The 16,651-nt window shown below is 68.5% G+C and carries 16 protein-coding genes and 1 tRNA gene; 16 read left to right on the forward strand and 1 reads right to left on the reverse strand.

The features are described from left to right. Positions 1-46 precede the first annotated feature (46 nt). From rpe to ACP15J_RS01815, 16 genes are all read left to right on the forward strand, one after another. Positions 47-733, forward strand: a complete 687-nt coding sequence (gene rpe / locus ACP15J_RS01740) for a ribulose-phosphate 3-epimerase (protein WP_424935747.1) — start codon at positions 47-49, stop codon at positions 731-733. Further along, complete coding sequence (locus ACP15J_RS01745; protein ID WP_197219967.1) at positions 730-993, forward strand: phosphoribosyl-ATP diphosphatase; 264 nt, start codon at positions 730-732, stop codon at positions 991-993. The genes rpe and ACP15J_RS01745 overlap by 4 nt, the downstream gene beginning before the upstream one ends. Before the next feature lie 41 nt (positions 994-1,034). Then, the gene (gene hisG / locus ACP15J_RS01750; protein ID WP_424935746.1) at positions 1,035-1,874 is read left to right on the forward strand and encodes an ATP phosphoribosyltransferase; all 840 of its coding nucleotides are present in this window, start codon (positions 1,035-1,037) and stop codon (positions 1,872-1,874) included. After that, a complete protein-coding gene (gene hisF, locus ACP15J_RS01755) occupies positions 1,874-2,635 on the forward strand; it encodes an imidazole glycerol phosphate synthase subunit HisF (protein WP_424935745.1) in 762 nt (253 codons plus the stop codon). The genes hisG and hisF overlap by 1 nt, the downstream gene beginning before the upstream one ends. Continuing rightward, positions 2,632-3,012: a phosphoribosyl-AMP cyclohydrolase gene (gene hisI, locus ACP15J_RS01760; RefSeq protein ID WP_424935744.1), complete on the forward strand. Its 381-nt coding sequence runs from the start codon at positions 2,632-2,634 to the stop codon at positions 3,010-3,012. The genes hisF and hisI overlap by 4 nt, the downstream gene beginning before the upstream one ends. Beyond that, positions 3,009-3,593, forward strand: coding sequence for a Trp biosynthesis-associated membrane protein (locus ACP15J_RS01765; RefSeq protein ID WP_424935743.1), 585 nt, complete (start codon positions 3,009-3,011; stop codon positions 3,591-3,593). Before hisI ends, ACP15J_RS01765 begins: the two co-directional genes overlap by 4 nt. A gap of 45 nt (positions 3,594-3,638) precedes the next feature. Continuing rightward, positions 3,639-3,869 (forward strand): DUF6704 family protein, encoded by a 231-nt coding sequence (locus ACP15J_RS01770; protein ID WP_424935742.1) that lies wholly within the window; start codon positions 3,639-3,641, stop codon positions 3,867-3,869. Next, positions 3,869-4,648 carry an indole-3-glycerol phosphate synthase TrpC gene (gene trpC / locus ACP15J_RS01775; protein ID WP_424935741.1) on the forward strand — a complete coding sequence of 260 codons (780 nt, stop codon included), beginning with the start codon at positions 3,869-3,871 and terminating at the stop codon, positions 4,646-4,648. The genes ACP15J_RS01770 and trpC overlap by 1 nt, the downstream gene beginning before the upstream one ends. Next, positions 4,645-5,853, forward strand: coding sequence for a tryptophan synthase subunit beta (gene trpB / locus ACP15J_RS01780; protein ID WP_424935740.1), 1,209 nt, complete (start codon positions 4,645-4,647; stop codon positions 5,851-5,853). Before trpC ends, trpB begins: the two co-directional genes overlap by 4 nt. After that, positions 5,850-6,638, forward strand: coding sequence for a tryptophan synthase subunit alpha (trpA, locus tag ACP15J_RS01785; protein ID WP_424935739.1), 789 nt, complete (start codon positions 5,850-5,852; stop codon positions 6,636-6,638). Before trpB ends, trpA begins: the two co-directional genes overlap by 4 nt. Before the next feature lie 18 nt (positions 6,639-6,656). Continuing rightward, positions 6,657-7,643, forward strand: a complete 987-nt coding sequence (lgt, locus tag ACP15J_RS01790; protein WP_424935738.1) for a prolipoprotein diacylglyceryl transferase — start codon at positions 6,657-6,659, stop codon at positions 7,641-7,643. Positions 7,644-7,750: 107 nt separating this feature from the next. Further along, positions 7,751-12,340 (forward strand): glutamate synthase large subunit, encoded by a 4,590-nt coding sequence (gene gltB / locus ACP15J_RS01795; RefSeq protein ID WP_424935737.1) that lies wholly within the window; start codon positions 7,751-7,753, stop codon positions 12,338-12,340. Continuing rightward, the gene (locus tag ACP15J_RS01800) at positions 12,333-13,799 is read left to right on the forward strand and encodes a glutamate synthase subunit beta (protein WP_424935736.1); all 1,467 of its coding nucleotides are present in this window, start codon (positions 12,333-12,335) and stop codon (positions 13,797-13,799) included. Before gltB ends, ACP15J_RS01800 begins: the two co-directional genes overlap by 8 nt. A gap of 58 nt (positions 13,800-13,857) precedes the next feature. Next, the gene (gene pyk / locus ACP15J_RS01805) at positions 13,858-15,309 is read left to right on the forward strand and encodes a pyruvate kinase (protein ID WP_424935735.1); all 1,452 of its coding nucleotides are present in this window, start codon (positions 13,858-13,860) and stop codon (positions 15,307-15,309) included. Between the two features lie 88 nt (positions 15,310-15,397). Then, positions 15,398-15,480: transfer RNA gene (locus ACP15J_RS01810), tRNA-Leu, on the forward strand. A gap of 63 nt (positions 15,481-15,543) precedes the next feature. Then, positions 15,544-16,161: a response regulator gene (locus tag ACP15J_RS01815; protein WP_197220182.1), complete on the forward strand. Its 618-nt coding sequence runs from the start codon at positions 15,544-15,546 to the stop codon at positions 16,159-16,161. A gap of 21 nt (positions 16,162-16,182) precedes the next feature. Here ACP15J_RS01815 and ACP15J_RS01820 read toward each other — a convergent pair whose 3' ends face one another. Next, the gene (locus tag ACP15J_RS01820) at positions 16,183-16,608 is read right to left on the reverse strand and encodes a hotdog fold thioesterase (RefSeq protein WP_197220181.1); all 426 of its coding nucleotides are present in this window, start codon (positions 16,606-16,608) and stop codon (positions 16,183-16,185) included. Positions 16,609-16,651 lie beyond the last annotated feature (43 nt).

The following is a 16,651-nucleotide window of genomic DNA, read 5'->3' on the forward strand; positions in this document are numbered from 1 at the left end:
ACGCCGGGAGAGCGGACTCTCGACCGCTCGCCGGGATAATGGGGGCATGTCCCACGCGTTCCCGTCTGCCCCTCGCATCAATCCGAGCATCCTCGCCGCCGACTTCGTCAACATGCAGGCGGAGCTCGCGCGGATCGCCTCGGCCGACTTCGCGCACGTCGACGTGATGGACAACCACTTCGTGCCGAACCTCACCTTCGGGCCGCAGATGGTCGAGCGCATCCAGGCGACGAGCCCGATCCCCCTCGATGTGCATCTCATGATCACGGGGCCGGAGCGCTGGGCGCCGGGCTACGCGGAACTGGGAGCGGCGAGCGTCACGTTCCATCTCGAGGCCGCCGAGGAGCCGGTCGCGCTTGCCCGCCGGCTGCGGCAGATGGGCGCTCGCGCCGGCGTCGCCATCAAGCCGGGGACGGCGGGGGAGGCGCTGTATGACATCCTCGACGAGTTCGACCAGATCCTTGTGATGACGGTCGAGCCCGGCTTCGGGGGCCAGGGGTTCATGCCCGAGACCATGCCGAAGCTCCGTGCCCTGGTGCAGGAGGCGCAGCGTCGCGGGTCCGATGTCTGGTTCCAGGTGGACGGAGGGATCTCGGACAGGACCATCGCGCAGGCCGCGGAGGCGGGGGCCGACACGTTCGTCGCCGGATCCGCGGTCTACGGGACGGACGATGTCGAGACGGCGATCGCCCGGCTCCGGGACCTCGCCCGAGCCGCTAGCCTGGACGGGTGAAATCCTTCGACGAACTCTTCTCGGAACTGCGCCGCAAGGCCGAGGAACGCCCGGAGGGCTCGGGCACCGTCCGTGAGCTCGACGGCGGGGTCCACGCGATCGGCAAGAAGATCGTCGAAGAGGCGGCCGAGGTGTGGATGGCGGCCGAGTACGAGAGCGACGAGGCCGCGGCCGAGGAGATCTCGCAGCTGCTTTACCACCTCCAGGTCCTCATGATCGCGAAGGGCCTGTCCCTGGCGGACGTCTACCGACATCTCTGACGCGCCCCGACCAGGACCACTTCGAGAGAGACCTTCACCACATGCTTCGCATCGCCGTCCCGAACAAGGGATCGCTGTCTGAGACCGCCGTCGAGATGCTGCAGGAGGCCGGATACGCCGGTCGCCGCGACCCGAAGACGCTGCACGTCGTCGACGCCGAGAACGACGTCGAGTTCTTCTATCTGCGTCCTCGTGACATCGCCACCTACGTCGCCTCCGGGGCGCTTGACGTGGGCATCACCGGCCGCGATCTTCTGCGCGATGTGCGCCAGCCGGCGCGCGAGATCGAGGCGCTGGGATTCGGCGGATCCACCTTCCGCTTCGCCGGCCCTCCCGGACGCTTCACCACGATCGAGGAGCTTGCGGGAGTGCGTGTGGCCAGCGCGTATCCGGGGCTCGTCGGCGCCTTCCTCGAGGAGCGCGGAGTCTCGGCCGAGCTCGTGCAGCTCGACGGTGCCGTCGAGTCGGCGGTGCGGCTCGGCGTCGCGGACGCGGTCGCCGACGTGGTCTCCACCGGAACCACGCTTCGCCAGGCGGGGCTCGAGATCTTCGGCCCCGTGATCCTGGAGTCCGAGGCCGTCCTGATCTCCCGTCCCGAGGATGCCGAGGGCACCGACACCCTTCTCCGCCGGCTCCGTGGCGTCATGGTGGCACGGCGCTACGTGCTGCTGGACTACGACCTCCCCGCCGCTCTCGTGGACCAGGCGACCGCGATCGCCTCCGGCCGCGAGTCCCCGACGGTGTCACCGCTGCGGGATCCGGGGTGGGTCGCCGTGCGTGTGATGATCCCGCGACGGGGGATGAACCAGGTGATGGACGCGCTGTACGCGCTGGGAGCGCGCGCGATCCTCGTCACCGCGATCCACGCGGCGAGGCTCTGATGACTCTCGCCGCCCGTGTGATCCCTTGTCTCGACGTCGCCGACGGGCGTGTCGTCAAGGGTGTCAACTTCGAGAACCTCCGCGATATGGGCGATCCGGTCGAGCTCGCCGCGCACTATGCCGCGCAGGGCGCCGACGAGATCACCTTCCTCGACGTGACGGCGACGGTGGACGGGCGGGCCACGACCCACGACGTCGTCCGCCGCACCGCCGAAGAGGTCTTCGTCCCGCTCACCGTGGGCGGAGGGGTGCGTTCGGTCGACGACGTCGCCCGGCTGCTCGCCGTCGGCGCGGACAAGGTCGGCGTCAACTCGGCGGCGATCGCACGTCCCGCTCTGATCGGTGAGATCGCCGATCGGTTCGGCGCCCAGGTCCTCGTGCTGTCCCTCGATGTCAAGCGCAGCCCCGTGAGTGCCTCCGGCTTCGTCGTCACCACGCACGGAGGACGCACGGAGACGGCGCTCGATGCGAGGGAGTGGGCACGAGAGGCGGTCGAACGCGGAGCCGGCGAGCTGCTGGTGAACTCGATCGACGCGGACGGGACGCGAGACGGCTTCGACCTCGAGCTCACGGCCCTCATGCGCGAGGTCTCGGGCGTGCCGGTGATCGCCTCGGGCGGCGCAGGAAGGGTCGAGGACTTCCCGCCTGCCATCGCGGCCGGAGCCGACGCGGTTCTGGCCGCGAGCGTCTTCCATACCAGCGCGCTGAGCGTCGGAGAGGTCAAGGACGCCCTGCGCGATGCGGGGGTGGTCGTGCGATGAGCGCGGTCGCCGACGCGCTCGGCCAGGTCCGCTGGAACGATCAGGGGCTCGTCCCCGTCGTGGTGCAGCAGTGGGATTCGCATGAGGTCCTCATGCTCGCGTGGATGGACGAGGAGGCGCTGCGCAGGACGCTCATGACGGGGCGTGCGGTGTACTGGTCTCGCTCGCGGCAGTCGTACTGGCGCAAGGGGGACACCTCGGGGCATGTGCAGCACGTGCGCGGCGCACGGCTCGACTGCGACGGCGACACCGTGCTGCTCCAGGTCGACCAGATCGGCGTGGCCTGCCATACCGGGACCCGGACCTGCTTCGAGGCGACCGATCTTCATCCGCTTGTCGGCCCCGCCACCGCCGCTCCGGGGGAGGAGGGGGCATGAGCGCGCTCGCACGGCGGGGACGCTCGGTGAGCCTGCTCCTGATGGTGATCGCGGGAGGCATCGGGATCATCTCCTCGACGCAGACCTGGCTCGTCGTCTCCCGAGCAGACGGCGGCGAGGACGTCGTCGTGCCGGGAGCGACGGCGCTGCCGCTGCTCGCACCGCTCAGCCTGACGACGCTCGCGCTCGGCGCCGCCGTCGCCCTCGTCGGCCCCTGGTTGCGCTATGTCTTCGGCGCGGTCGCCCTGCTCGCGGCTGCGGTGCTCATCGTCCTCACGACGGTCATCCTCGTACAACACCCGCTCGCCGCCGTCGCGCCATCCCTGACGTCCGTGACCGGGCTGGCGGGGGAGAAGGCGCTGTCGCCGGTGATCGGCGGGATCTCTTCCACGGCGTGGCCGTGGGTGGCGATCGTGGGCTGGCTCCTGCTGCTCCTCGCGGGAACGCTCGTCCTCGTCACCGGGAGACGCTGGCGCGGCGGCGGACGCCGGTTCCAGACCTTGCCCGTGTCGGAGAACGGCCCTGTCGACGCGATCGAGTCCTGGGACGAGCTGTCCCAGGGGACGGATCCCACCCGGTGATCCCGATAGACTGAGCCGGATTCCACAGCACGTTCGGAGGAGAACATGACCAACCCCATCGCCGACCCCGGCCACGGACACTCGCCTGCCGCCTGGACCGCTGTGGTGATCATGCTGCTCGGCGTCGCCGTCGGGACGACCGCCTTCTTCCTCGACCAGCCGATCGTCGTCTGGGCCTCTGCTGCGTTCGTCCTGGTCGGACTGATCGTCGGGTGGATCCTGGCGAAGGCCGGCTACGGCGTGAAGGGTCCGAAGTACTCGCCGAAGGCGCACTGATGGTCCTCGCCGACCTCACGGCCGGCGCAGTCGAGGACGCGGCCCGTCGTGAGGAGCGGCGGCCTCTTGCGGCCGTCGAACGCGATGCCCTCGCGCGCGCTGCGGCCCGCGACGCGGTCGCCGCACTGAGCCCCGGCGACCGGGTGAGGATCATCGCCGAGGTGAAACGGGCCAGCCCATCTCGCGGCCGGCTCGCGGACATCCCCGACCCGGCGCTGCAGGCCTCGCTGTACGAGCAGGGCGGCGCCTCTGCGATCAGCGTCCTCACCGAGGAACGACGTTTCGGGGGCAGCCTGGCCGATCTCGAGGCGGTGACGGCCGCGGTATCCGTCCCGGTCCTGCGCAAGGACTTCATCGCCACGCCCTACCAGGTGCTCGAGGCACGGGCTGCGGGTGCCGACATGGTGCTCCTTATCGTGGCGGGCCTCGATCCGCGTGTTCTCACGGAACTGCACGCCCTCATCTTGGAGCTCGGCATGACGCCGCTCGTCGAGACGCACTCCGCAGAGGAGCTGGAGCAGGCCGCCGACCTCGGCGCGACGCTCATCGGCGTGAACGCGAGGGATCTGCGCACGCTCGAGCTCGATCGCGACCTGTTCGGCCGTCTCGTCGACCGGATCCCCGACTCTGCGATCAAGATCGCCGAGTCGGCGGTCCTCACCCCCGAGGACGTGGCGCACTACCGGGGAGCCGGTGCCGACGTCGTCCTCATCGGCGAGGCGTTGGTCAGCGGGGATCCCGTGTCCACACTCCGCTCCTTCTTGGAGGCCGGCTCATGAGCCTGCGCGACCAGCATGGTCCCTTCTTCGGCGATTTCGGCGGGCGTTACATGCCTGAGTCGCTCATCGCGGCGATCGATGAGCTCACCGCTGCCTACGAGGACGCGATCGCCGACCCGGCCTTCCGCGCGGAGCTCGCGCATCTACTGGGCTCTTACGCAGGGCGTCCGTCGGCGCTGACCGAGGTCCCACGTTTCGCGGAGCACGCCGGCGGCGCCCGGATCTTCCTCAAGCGTGAGGACCTGAACCACACCGGCTCTCACAAGATCAACAACGTGCTCGGCCAGGCGCTCCTCACACGGCGCCTCGGCAAGACGCGCGTGATCGCGGAGACCGGAGCGGGCCAGCACGGTGTCGCCACCGCCACGGCCGCGGCGTTGTTCGGCCTGGAGTGCACGATCTACATGGGCGAGGTCGACACGGAGCGCCAAGCGCTCAACGTCGCGCGCATGCGCCTCCTCGGGGCCGAGGTGATCCCGGTGACCACCGGCTCCCGCACCCTCAAGGACGCGATCAACGACGCCTACCGGGACTGGGTCGCAAGCGTGGAGACGACCAACTACATCTTCGGCACGGCAGCCGGTCCGCACCCGTTCCCGGCCATGGTGCGCGACTTCCAGAAGATCATCGGCGAGGAGGCCCGTCAGCAGCTCCTCGACGAGGCCGGGCGGCTGCCTGACGCTGTCGTCGCCTGTGTGGGCGGCGGATCCAACGCGATCGGCATGTTCGACGCGTTCCTCGACGACGCCGAGGTGCGTCTCTACGGGGTGGAGGCGGCGGGCGACGGCGTCGACACCGACAAACACGCCGCGTCGATCGAACGGGGACGGCCCGGCGTCCTCCACGGAGCCAAGACCTACGTTCTGCAGGACGAGGACGGTCAGACGATCGAGTCCCACTCGATCTCCGCAGGACTCGACTACCCCGGGGTGGGGCCGGAGCACGCATGGCTCGCCGACATCGGTCGCGCCGAGTACATCCCGGCGACCGACGACGAGGCGATGCAGGCGCTGCGTCTTCTGAGCCGCACCGAGGGCATCATCCCGGCGATCGAGTCGGCGCACGCTCTTGCCGGGGCCCAACGGCTTGGCCGTGCCCTCGGGCCGGACGCGCTCATCGCGGTCTGCCTCTCCGGGCGCGGTGACAAGGACATGGAGACGGCGGCCCGCTACTTCGGCCTCTACGACGAGGAGGGTCAGCGATGAGCCGCGTCGAGCAGGCCATCAGGACAGCGGAGGAGCAGGGGCGCGGCGCCTTCATCGGCTACCTTCCCGTCGGCTTCCCCGACCTGGCCACGAGCATCGAGGCGGCGATCGTGCTCGCCCGGAACGGCGCCGACGTCATCGAGCTCGGCCCCCCCTACAGCGACCCGGTCATGGACGGCGCGATCATCCAGGAGGCAACGCAGAAGGCGCTCGCCTCGGGATTCCGGATGGCCGATCTCTTCGCCGCCGTCCGGGAGATCACGGCGGCCGTCGACGTCCCGGTCGTCGTGATGACCTATTGGAACCCGGTGCTGCAATACGGCGTCGCACGATTCGCCGACGATCTGCTCGCGGCAGGCGGGGCGGGGCTCATCACGCCCGACATCACTCCGGACGCCGCCGCCGAGTGGATTGCCGCGAGCGAGCGCACGGGGCTCGACCGGGTCTTCCTGGCCGCCCCGACCTCGACGGAGGCTCGTCTCGACCTCATCGTCGAGGCGAGCCGCGGGTTCGTCTACACGGTCTCGACGATGGGCATCACCGGCGAGCGGGCCGAGCTCGACCGAGCCGCTCGCACGCTCGTCGGGCGGCTCCGCGCGCATGGCGCACAGCGTGCCTGCGTGGGCATCGGCATCTCGACGGCGGAGCAGATCCGTGCGGTGCTCGAGTACGCCGACGGCGCGATCGTCGGCACCGCGCTCGTCCGTGCCCTGCGCGACGGAGGCGTCGCCCAGCTTGCGGAGGTGACGCGCCAGCTCGCGGCCGGAACGCGTCGCGACGGGTGAACCCGTAGAATCGATCCCATGTCCCTCGCGCTCCACAACGTCCTCGCGGGCGTGACCGCCAGCATTCCGAGCCCTCCGGTCAGCTCGTTCTCGCTCGGCCCGTTCACGATCCACTTCTACGCGCTGTGCATCATCACCGGCATCATCCTCGCCGTGCTGATCACCAACCACCGGCTCACCAGACGCGGTGCAGAGCGCTGGGTCGTCGTGGACATCGCGATCATCGCCGTCCCGCTCGCGATCATCGCCGCACGCATCTTCCACGTCCTCACGCACCCGGGCTTCTATTTCGGGCCGGGCAAGAACATCTGGGCGGTGTTCTATATCTGGGAGGGCGGCATCGCGATCTACGGCGCCCTCATCGGCGGCGCGATCGGCGCATGGCTCGGGTGCAAGTGGTCCGGGATCCGCTTCTGGACGTTCGCCGACGCCCTGGCGCCAGGGCTGCTGCTCGCCCAGGCGATCGGGCGGTTCGGCAACTGGTTCAACCACGAGCTGTTCGGCCTGCCCACCGATCTGCCCTGGGGGCTCGAGATCGAGTCCACGAACCCTGCCTTCCCCGCGGGCCTGGCCGAGGGCACCCTGTTCCACCCGACCTTCCTGTACGAGGTGATCTGGAACACGCTCGGTGTGCTCTTCCTCCTCTGGATCGGGCGCCGGATGCGCCTGCAGTGGGGCAAGCTCTTCGCGCTGTACCTCGTCTGGTATAGCGCAGGACGCATCGTCTGGGAGTCGATCCGGATCGACCCGAGCGAGATCTACCTGGGCCTGCGCACGAACGTCTGGGCGGCGATCGCCGGCGTGGTTATCGGTCTCGTGATCCTCATCGTCCAGACGCGTCGCCATCCCGGAGTCGAGCCCTCGCCGTACTACCCCGGCCGGGAGCCGAAGAAGGCTGATGTAGACTCTCAGGACAATCTCTCCGAGTTCGTCGATGTGAGCGAGCCTCCGACGGCGGACGAGGTCGATGGAGCCACAGCCACAAGCACTGCTCCCACGAGCTGACACCCCACCTCCGAGGTGGAGCGCGGCCTCGTGAGGATCCCCCCATCTGCTGAGCGCTGCGCAGGCCGAAGACGTCCTTTGTGCATCGAACAATGAGGACGGTACGCATGGCATCGAGCCACTCGCTGGACGACCCCGGACGCGCGAGCACCGGCCATCGGTATCCCGCACGTCAGGGAATGTACGATCCGGCCTTCGAGAAGGACGCCTGTGGCCTGGCGATGGTGGCCACCCTGCGCGGTGCGCCGGGACACGACATCATCGCGCTCGCGTTGGAGGCCCTGCGCAACCTCGAGCACCGCGGGGCGATCGGCTCCGACGCGGGCACCGGTGACGGGGCGGGGATCCTCACTCAGATGCCGGACGGATTCCTGCGTGAGGTCGTTCCGTTCCTGCTTCCCGCCGCGGGAGAGTATGCTGCGGGACTCGCGTTCCTGCCCCGGGACGCCAGCGCGCGGCGTACGCAGAAGGCGGGGATCGAGAGGATCGCCGCGGAGGAGGGCCTCACCGTCCTCGGCTGGCGTGAGGTGCCCACCGCGAACGAGCACCTCGGCAAGCTCGCAGACGAAGCCCGACCTGCCTTCGAGCAGCTCTTCGTCTCTCGCCCGAGCGATGACGGACCCGGCGTCTCCGGCATCGCGCTCGATCGCCTTGCCTACCGACTGCGGAAGCGCGCGGGGAACGAGCTCGGCGCCTACTTCGTGACACTCTCCGCGCGCACCCTCGGGTACAAGGGCATGGTGACCACGCTCCAGCTGGAGCCGTTCTATCCTGACCTCCAGGACGAGCGCTTCACCTCGGAGCTTGCGGTCGTGCACTCTCGTTATTCGACCAACACCTTCCCCTCCTGGCCGCTCGCCCAGCCCCTGCGCATGCTCGCCCACAACGGCGAGATCAACACTGTCGGAGGCAACCGCAACTGGATGCGTGCGCGTCAGTCTCAACTCGAGTCGGAGCTCCTGGGCGACATCCGCCCGCTGCTGCCGATCTGCACGGACGGTGCGAGTGATTCCGCATCCTTCGACGAGGTGCTCGAGCTGCTCACTCTCACCGGGCGCACGCTGCCGCACGCCATCATGATGATGGTGCCTCCGGCGTGGGAGAGACAGGACGACCTCGATCCCGACCTCCGTGCCTTCTACGAGTTCCATGCGAACCAGATGGAGCCATGGGACGGACCCGCGGCGCTCATCTTCACCGACGGAACGCTCGTCGGTGCGACCCTCGACCGCAACGGTCTTCGACCCGGTCGCTGGACGGAGACCACAGACGGACTGATCGTCATCGGCAGCGAGACAGGCGTGCTGGAGTTCGCTCCGGAGCGCATCAAGCGCCGGGGACGGCTTCGCCCGGGAACGATGTTCCTCGTCGACACCGCTCAGGGTCGGATCGTGGAAGACGACGAGGTCAAACGTGAGCTCGCAGGCATGGAGCCGTGGCGGAAGTGGCTGGACGAAGGCACGGTGCGCCTCGCCGATCTCCCCGAGCGTGAGCACATCGTGCATCCCCCCGCCTCGATCACCCGACGGCAACGGACCTTCGGCTACACCGAGGAAGAGGTCCGCATCCTCCTCACCCCGATGGGACAGCACGGCGCCGAGCCGCTGGGCGCGATGGGCAGCGACGCGCCGATCGCCGTGCTCAGCGAGCGTCCGCGGCTTCTCTTCGACTACTTCGTCCAGCAGTTCGCCCAGGTGACGAACCCGCCCCTGGACGCCATCCGCGAAGAGGTCGTGACCAGCCTGGGGCTCGGGCTCGGCCCCGAGCGCAACCTGCTGGCATCGGGACCCGAGCACGCCCGCAGCGTGACGCTGGACTTCCCGGTCATCGACAATGACGAGCTCGCGAAGATCCGACACATCGATCGGGCCTTGCCCGGGCGGTCCAGTGCGACGATCAAGGGCCTCTACCACTTCGATGCCGGCGCGCACACGATGCAGCAGCGGTTGTCGGAGATGTGCGCGGAGGTTGACGATGCGATCGCACAGGGCGCGGAGTTCATCATCCTCTCCGATCGAGACTCGAACAAGGACCTCGTGCCGATCCCGTCGCTCCTGATGATCTCGGCCGTCCACCACCATCTGATCCGCAACGAGAACCGGATGAAAGTGGGCCTGATCGTCGAAGCCGGCGACGTGCGCGAGGTGCATCACGTCGCCACCTTGATCGGCTACGGCGCGTCGGCGGTCAATCCGTATCTGGCGATGGAGACGGTGGAGCATCTCGTGCGCACCGGGTTCATCTCCGGGGTCACGCCAGAGAAGGCGGTGCGGAATCTGATCTACGCGCTGGGTAAGGGCGTGCTGAAGATCATGTCCAAGATGGGCATCTCCACGGTCGGGTCCTACGCCGGCGCGCAGGTCTTCGAGGCCGTCGGGCTCAGTCAGGAGTTCGTCGACGCCTACTTCACCGGCACCGCGACGCGGCTCGGTGGAATCGGGATCGAGGACGTCTTCGCCGAGAACCAGGCCCGGCACGACCACGCCTACCCCGAGGATGCCGCCGCTCGTGCGCATGAACGGCTCTGGACCGGGGGAGAGTATCAGTGGCGTCGCGATGGCGCGCCCCACCTCTTCAACCCCGAGACGGTCTTCCGTCTCCAGCACTCGACGCGTAATCGACGCTATGACGTCTTCCGTGAGTACACGAAGCTCGTCGACGACCAGTCTCGGGAGCTGAAGACGTTGCGCGGGCTCTTCGAACTGCGGACGGGGGAGCGCCCCCCGGTCCCGATCGACGAGGTCGAGCCGATCTCCTCGATCGTGAAGCGTTTCTCCACGGGCGCGATGAGCTACGGGTCGATCTCGCAGGAGGCGCACGAGACCCTCGCGATCGCGATGAACCGCCTCGGCGCCAAGTCCAACACGGGCGAGGGCGGCGAGGATCCGGACCGTCTGGTCGACCCGGAGCGGCGGAGCGCGATCAAGCAGGTCGCCTCCGGGCGGTTCGGCGTCACGAGCCTTTACCTCACCCAAGCGGACGATATCCAGATCAAGCTGGCCCAGGGGGCGAAGCCCGGCGAAGGAGGCCAGCTCCCGCCGCAGAAGGTCTATCCCTGGGTCGCTCGGACACGGCATGCGACACCCGGCGTCGGTCTGATCTCCCCGCCGCCGCACCACGACATCTACTCGATCGAGGATCTGAAACAGCTGATCTTCGACCTGAAGCGGGCCAACCCCGCCGCTCGCATCCACACCAAGCTCGTCAGCCAGTCCGGGATCGGGGCCGTCGCGGCGGGCGTCGCTAAGGCGCTCAGCGACGTGGTCCTCGTCTCCGGGCATGACGGCGGCACGGGCGCAAGCCCGCTGAACTCGCTCAAGCACGCGGGGACGCCCTGGGAGCTGGGACTCGCCGAGACCCAGCAGACGCTCATGCTCAACGGGATGCGCGACCGCGTGGTGGTCCAGGTCGACGGGCAGCTCAAGACCGGCCGCGACGTGGTCATCGGCGCGCTGCTGGGGGCAGAGGAGTTCGGATTCGCGACCGCTCCGCTCGTCGTGAGCGGCTGCATCATGATGCGCGTCTGCCACCTCGACACCTGCCCGGTCGGCGTCGCGACACAGAACCCGGTGCTGCGGGAACGCTTCACCGGCAAGCCCGAGTTCGTGGTCAACTTCATGGAGTTCATCGCCGAGGAGGTACGCGAGATCCTCGCCTCCCTCGGCTTCCGCACTCTGGACGAGATCATCGGCCGCGCCGATCTGCTGCGCGTCGACGCGGCGGTCCGTCATTGGAAGGCCGATGGACTCGACCTCTCGCCGGTGCTTGAAGGCCCGGTCTTCCCCGCCGGCGAGCCGCGCCGCAGCGGCCGTGCACAGGATCACGAGCTGGAGAAGCACTTCGACGCGGCGTTGATCGAGATGGCCCGGGAGGCACTGGAGGACAAGGCTCCGGTCATCGTCGAGGTCCCGATCCGCAACACCGAGCGCGCGGTCGGCACCATGCTCGGCCACGCCGTCACTTCCCGGCACGGGGCGAAGGGGCTCGCCAGGGAGACGATCGACGTCACGCTGCACGGTACGGCGGGGCAATCGCTCGGCGCGTTCCTGCCGCCCGGGATCGCGCTCCGGCTCGAAGGCGACGCGAACGACTACGTCGGCAAGGGACTGTCCGGCGGCGACATCACGATCCGTCCGCCGCGGACGGCGACTTTCCGCCCGGATCGCAACGTGATCGCAGGAAACGTCATCGGCTATGGAGCCACCAGCGGCACGATCTACATCTCGGGCGTGGTCGGGGAGCGCTTCCTCGTCCGCAACTCGGGGGCCACGGCCGTCGTCGAGGGGGTTGGCGACCACGCGTTGGAGTACATGACCGGCGGCGTCGCGGTCATCCTCGGCGAGACGGGACGCAACCTCGGCGCCGGGATGTCCGGAGGCGTGGCCTACGTCCGAGACCTCCGCGAGGAGAGGGTGAACGCCCAGTCCCTCGACGCCGGCGAGCTCCTCCTCGAGCCTCTCGACCGCGCCGACCTGGAAGTCCTTCGCAGCCTGCTCGTCGAGCACGAGGAGCGCACGGGATCGCCTCTGGCCGCGGAGCTCCTCGCCGATTTCGAGGGGGCGTCGGCCGAGTTCGTCAAGGTCCTCCCGCGTGACTTCGCCGCCGTGCGGCGCACCCGCGAAGAGGCGCTGGCCGCGGGGCTGGACCCCGACGGCGATATCGTCTGGAACCGCATCCTGGAGGTGACCGGTGGCTGACCCCAAAGGCTTTCTCAAGGTGACGGAGCGGGAGCTGCCTGCTCGCCGCCCCGTGCCGGTCCGGATCCTGGACTGGAAAGAGGTCTACGAGCCGGGCGACTCCGCGGTGCTCCGTCGGCAGGCGAGTCGATGCATGGACTGCGGCGTGCCGTTCTGTCACTCGGGATGCCCGCTCGGCAACCTCATCCCGGAGTGGAACGATCTGGCCTGGCGTGGTGAGGGCCGCGCGGCGATCGAGCGCCTGCACGCGACGAACAACTTCCCCGAGTTCACGGGTCGCCTCTGCCCCGCGCCGTGCGAGAGCTCCTGCGTGCTCGGCATCAACCAGCCCGCCGTGACCATCAAGCAGATCGAGGTCTCGATCATCGACGAGGCGACAGCCAAGGGCTGGGTGGAGCCGCAGCCTCCCGAGCGTCTCACCGGCAAGACCGTGGCGGTCGTCGGGTCCGGCCCGGCAGGGCTGGCTGCGGCGCAGCAGCTCACCCGGGCGGGCCACACGGTGGCGGTGTTCGAGCGGGACGACCGCATCGGCGGCCTGCTTCGATACGGCATTCCGGACTTCAAGATGGAAAAGTCCGTCCTCGACACGCGCCTCCGTCAGATGCAGGAGGAGGGCACCCGTTTTCGCGCCGGCGTGGAGATCGGTGTCGACATCAGCTGGCAGGATCTGCGCGCCCGGTATGACGCCGTGGTCCTGGCGACCGGTTCGACGGTGCCGCGAGACCTCGCGATCCCTGGACGGGATCTGGACGGGATCCACTTCGCGATGGAGTACCTCGTGGAGTCGAACAAGGCGGTCGCCGGGGATCCGGTGCCGAACCAGATCAGCGCGAGGGGCAAGCACGTCGTCGTGATCGGCGGTGGCGACACCGGCGCGGACTGCATCGGCACCGCGCATCGGCAGGGCGCCTTGAGCGTCACGAACCTCGCGATCGGACGCCAGCCGTCGAGCGGTCGGCCTGAGCACCAGCCGTGGCCGATGATGCCCACGGTCTTCGAGGTCCAGTCCGCGCACGAGGAGGGCGGCGAGCGGGTGTATCTCGCATCGACCGTGGAGTTCCTCGCGAATGAGGCCGGAGAGGTCCGTGCACTGCGTGTGGCCGAGACCGAGTACGTCGACGGACGCCGCGTGCCCCGGAGCGGTACCGAGCGCGAGATCCCCGCGGACCTCGTGCTCATCGCGATGGGCTTCACCGGTCCGGATGCCGAGGCCATCGACGGAAAAGAACGACCGCTGACGACCGACCGCGGCGTCTACGCCCGCGACGACGAGTACGCCACGACGACGCAGGGTGTGTTCGTGGCCGGAGATGCGGGGCGGGGACAGTCCCTCATCGTCTGGGCGATCGCGGAAGGAAGGGCGGCGGCCGCGAGCGTCGACCGATACCTCATGGGTCGCACCGTCCTTCCGTCGCCTGTACAGCCGACGGATGTCGCGCTGGGTCTCCAGCCCGCGTAGGCTGAACCCCGGCAGCGTGGCCCCCTCGTCCATCCTCGAACCACACGGAGACATAGCTTTGAGACGTGCCAAGATCGTCGCCACCCTCGGACCGGCCACCTCGACGTACGAGACGGTTCGTGCCCTCATCGACGCGGGGGTGGATGTCGCGCGCCTGAACCTCAGCCATGGGGACTACTCCGTGCACGACAACAACTACGCCAATGTACGTCGTGCCGCAGAAGACTCCGGGCGCGCCGTGGCGATCCTCGTGGATCTGCAGGGGCCGAAGATCCGCCTCGGCAAGTTCGAGGACGGCCCGTACGAGCTCGCCGTCGGAGACATCTTCAAGATCACGACCGAGGACATCGTCGGGAACCGGGAGATCTCCGGGACCACCTTCAAGGGACTTCCGCAGGACGTCAAGCCGGGGGACTACCTGCTGATCGACGACGGCAAGGTCCGGGTCGAGGTCGTCGACACCGACGGCACCACGGTGACGACCAGAGTCGTCGTCGCCGGCGCCGTGTCCAACAACAAGGGCATCAACCTCCCTGGCGTCGCCGTGAACGTCCCGGCGCTCAGCGAGAAGGACGAACAGGACCTCCGTTGGGGATTGCGCTCGGGCGCAGACCTCATCGCGCTGTCGTTCGTCCGCAACGCCACCGACGTCGAGCGGGTGCACGAGATCATGGCGGAGGAGGGCGTGCGCGTCCCCGTCTTCGCGAAGATCGAGAAGCCCCAGGCGGTGGACGCGCTGGAGGAGATCGTCGCCGCGTTCGACGGGATCATGGTCGCCCGTGGCGACCTGGGCGTGGAGCTGCCTCTCGAGGCGGTCCCGATCGTGCAGAAGCGAGCGGTCGAGCTCGCCCGCCAGAACGCGAAGCCGGTCATCGTCGCGACGCAGATGCTGGAATCCATGATCTCCAGTCCGGTTCCCACCCGCGCGGAGACGTCGGACGTCGCCAACGCGGTCCTCGACGGCGCGGACGCGGTCATGCTGTCGGGAGAGACGAGCGTGGGGGAGTACCCGGTGATCGTCGTCGAGACGATGGCTCGCATCATCGAGTCGACCGAGGAACACGGGCTCGAGCGCATTCACCCGCTCACCAACAGGCCTCGCACGCAGGGCGGGATCATCACGCTGGCCGGGCTCGAGGTCGCCGAGTTCGTCGAGGCGAAGTTCATCTGCGTGTTCACCCAGTCGGGCGACTCTGCACGACGCATGTCCCGTCTTCGCTCCCGTATCCCGATGCTCGCCTTCACTCCCGAGCCCGCGATCCGCCATCGCCTGGCGATCACCTGGGGAATCCGCTCCGTCCTCGTCGACGTCGTCGAGCACACGGACCTGATGTTCCACCAGGTGGACGAGCACCTGCTGGGCGAGGGGCTGGCCGCCGAAGGGGACAAGGTCGTCGTGATCTCCGGGTCCCCTCCCGGCCTCATCGGCTCCACGAACGACATCCGCGTGCACAAGGTAGGTGACGCGGTGGGCGGCGCCGCTCCGGTATACAAGGCCGCACGGGCGTGATCGTCGCGGAGGGCGGGGCCGATGGCCTCGCCCTCCGTCGTCCTCGCGGTCCGCGCAGGACAGCGTCGTGCGCTAGCGTGGAGTCCGAGCCGGCGTGGCGGAATGGCAGACGCGGAGCACTCAAAATGCTTTGTCCTCACGGGCGTGTGGGTTCGAGTCCCACCGCCGGCACTCGAAGTCCGTTCGTGCGCGCGTTCGCTCGGGTCCGGCAGCGCCTTCCTCTAGAATGGTCGGGTGACCGAGCAAGAGCAGCCTGAGCAGCCCACCGTCTCCGCTCCGCGGCGCGTCGTCGTCGCCGAGGACGAGTCGCTGATCCGCCTCGACATCGTCGAGATCCTCCGCGACAACGGCTTCGACGTCGTCGGCGAAGCCGGAGACGGCGAGACGGCCGTGCAACTTGCGACGGAACTGCGTCCCGACCTGGTCATCATGGATGTCAAGATGCCGCAGCTCGACGGCATCAGCGCCGCGGAGAAGCTCCACAAGAACAACATCGCGCCGGTCGTGCTGCTCACCGCCTTCAGCCAGAAGGAGCTCGTCGAGCGTGCCAGCGAGGCAGGCGCGCTCGCGTACGTCGTCAAGCCGTTCACGCCGAACGACCTGCTGCCTGCGATCGAGATCGCGTTGGCTCGTCACGAGCAGATCATCACGCTCGAGGCAGAGGTCGCCGACATGGTCGAGCGCTTCGAGACCCGCAAGCTCGTGGACCGTGCGAAGGGCCTTCTGAACGAGAAGATGGGCCTCAGCGAGCCGGAGGCGTTCCGCTGGATTCAGAAGGCGTCGATGGATCGTCGTCTGACGATGCAGGACGTCGCGAAGGCCATCATCGAGCAGCTCGCGCCCAAGAAATGACGAGGACGCTCGCCGTCTGACTCAGCTGCGCGGGATGTCCTTGATCATGTTCGTGATGCGGATCGTGGAGCATCGTCGTCCCTGATCGTCGCTGACGGCGATCTCGTGCACCGCGATGCTCCGTCCGAGGTGGATCGGCGTGCAGACGCCGGTCACGACCCCGCTCGTGACCGAACGGGTATGTGTCGCGTTGATGTCGACACCGACCGCCATACGTCCAGGACCCGCGTGCAGGGTCGCGGAGATCGAGCCCAGCGTCTCGCCCAGCACGACGTATGCGCCGCCGTGCATGAGGCCGAAAGGCTGGGTGTTTCCCTCGACAGGAAGAGTCGCCACGCTCCGTTCCGCGCTGACCTGGAGGAAGCGCATCCCCATCTTGGCGGCCAGCGCGCCCAGGGCTTCGGGCGTCGACCAGTCGCGCTCTTCCGTCGGGTCCGTCTCCGGCATGCGTCCTCCTCGGCGAGTGTCCGTCGTCCTCGTTAGGCTGACA

Source organism: Microbacterium sp. S308A+, assembly GCF_049800815.1.
GTDB lineage: Bacteria > Actinomycetota > Actinomycetes > Actinomycetales > Microbacteriaceae > Microbacterium.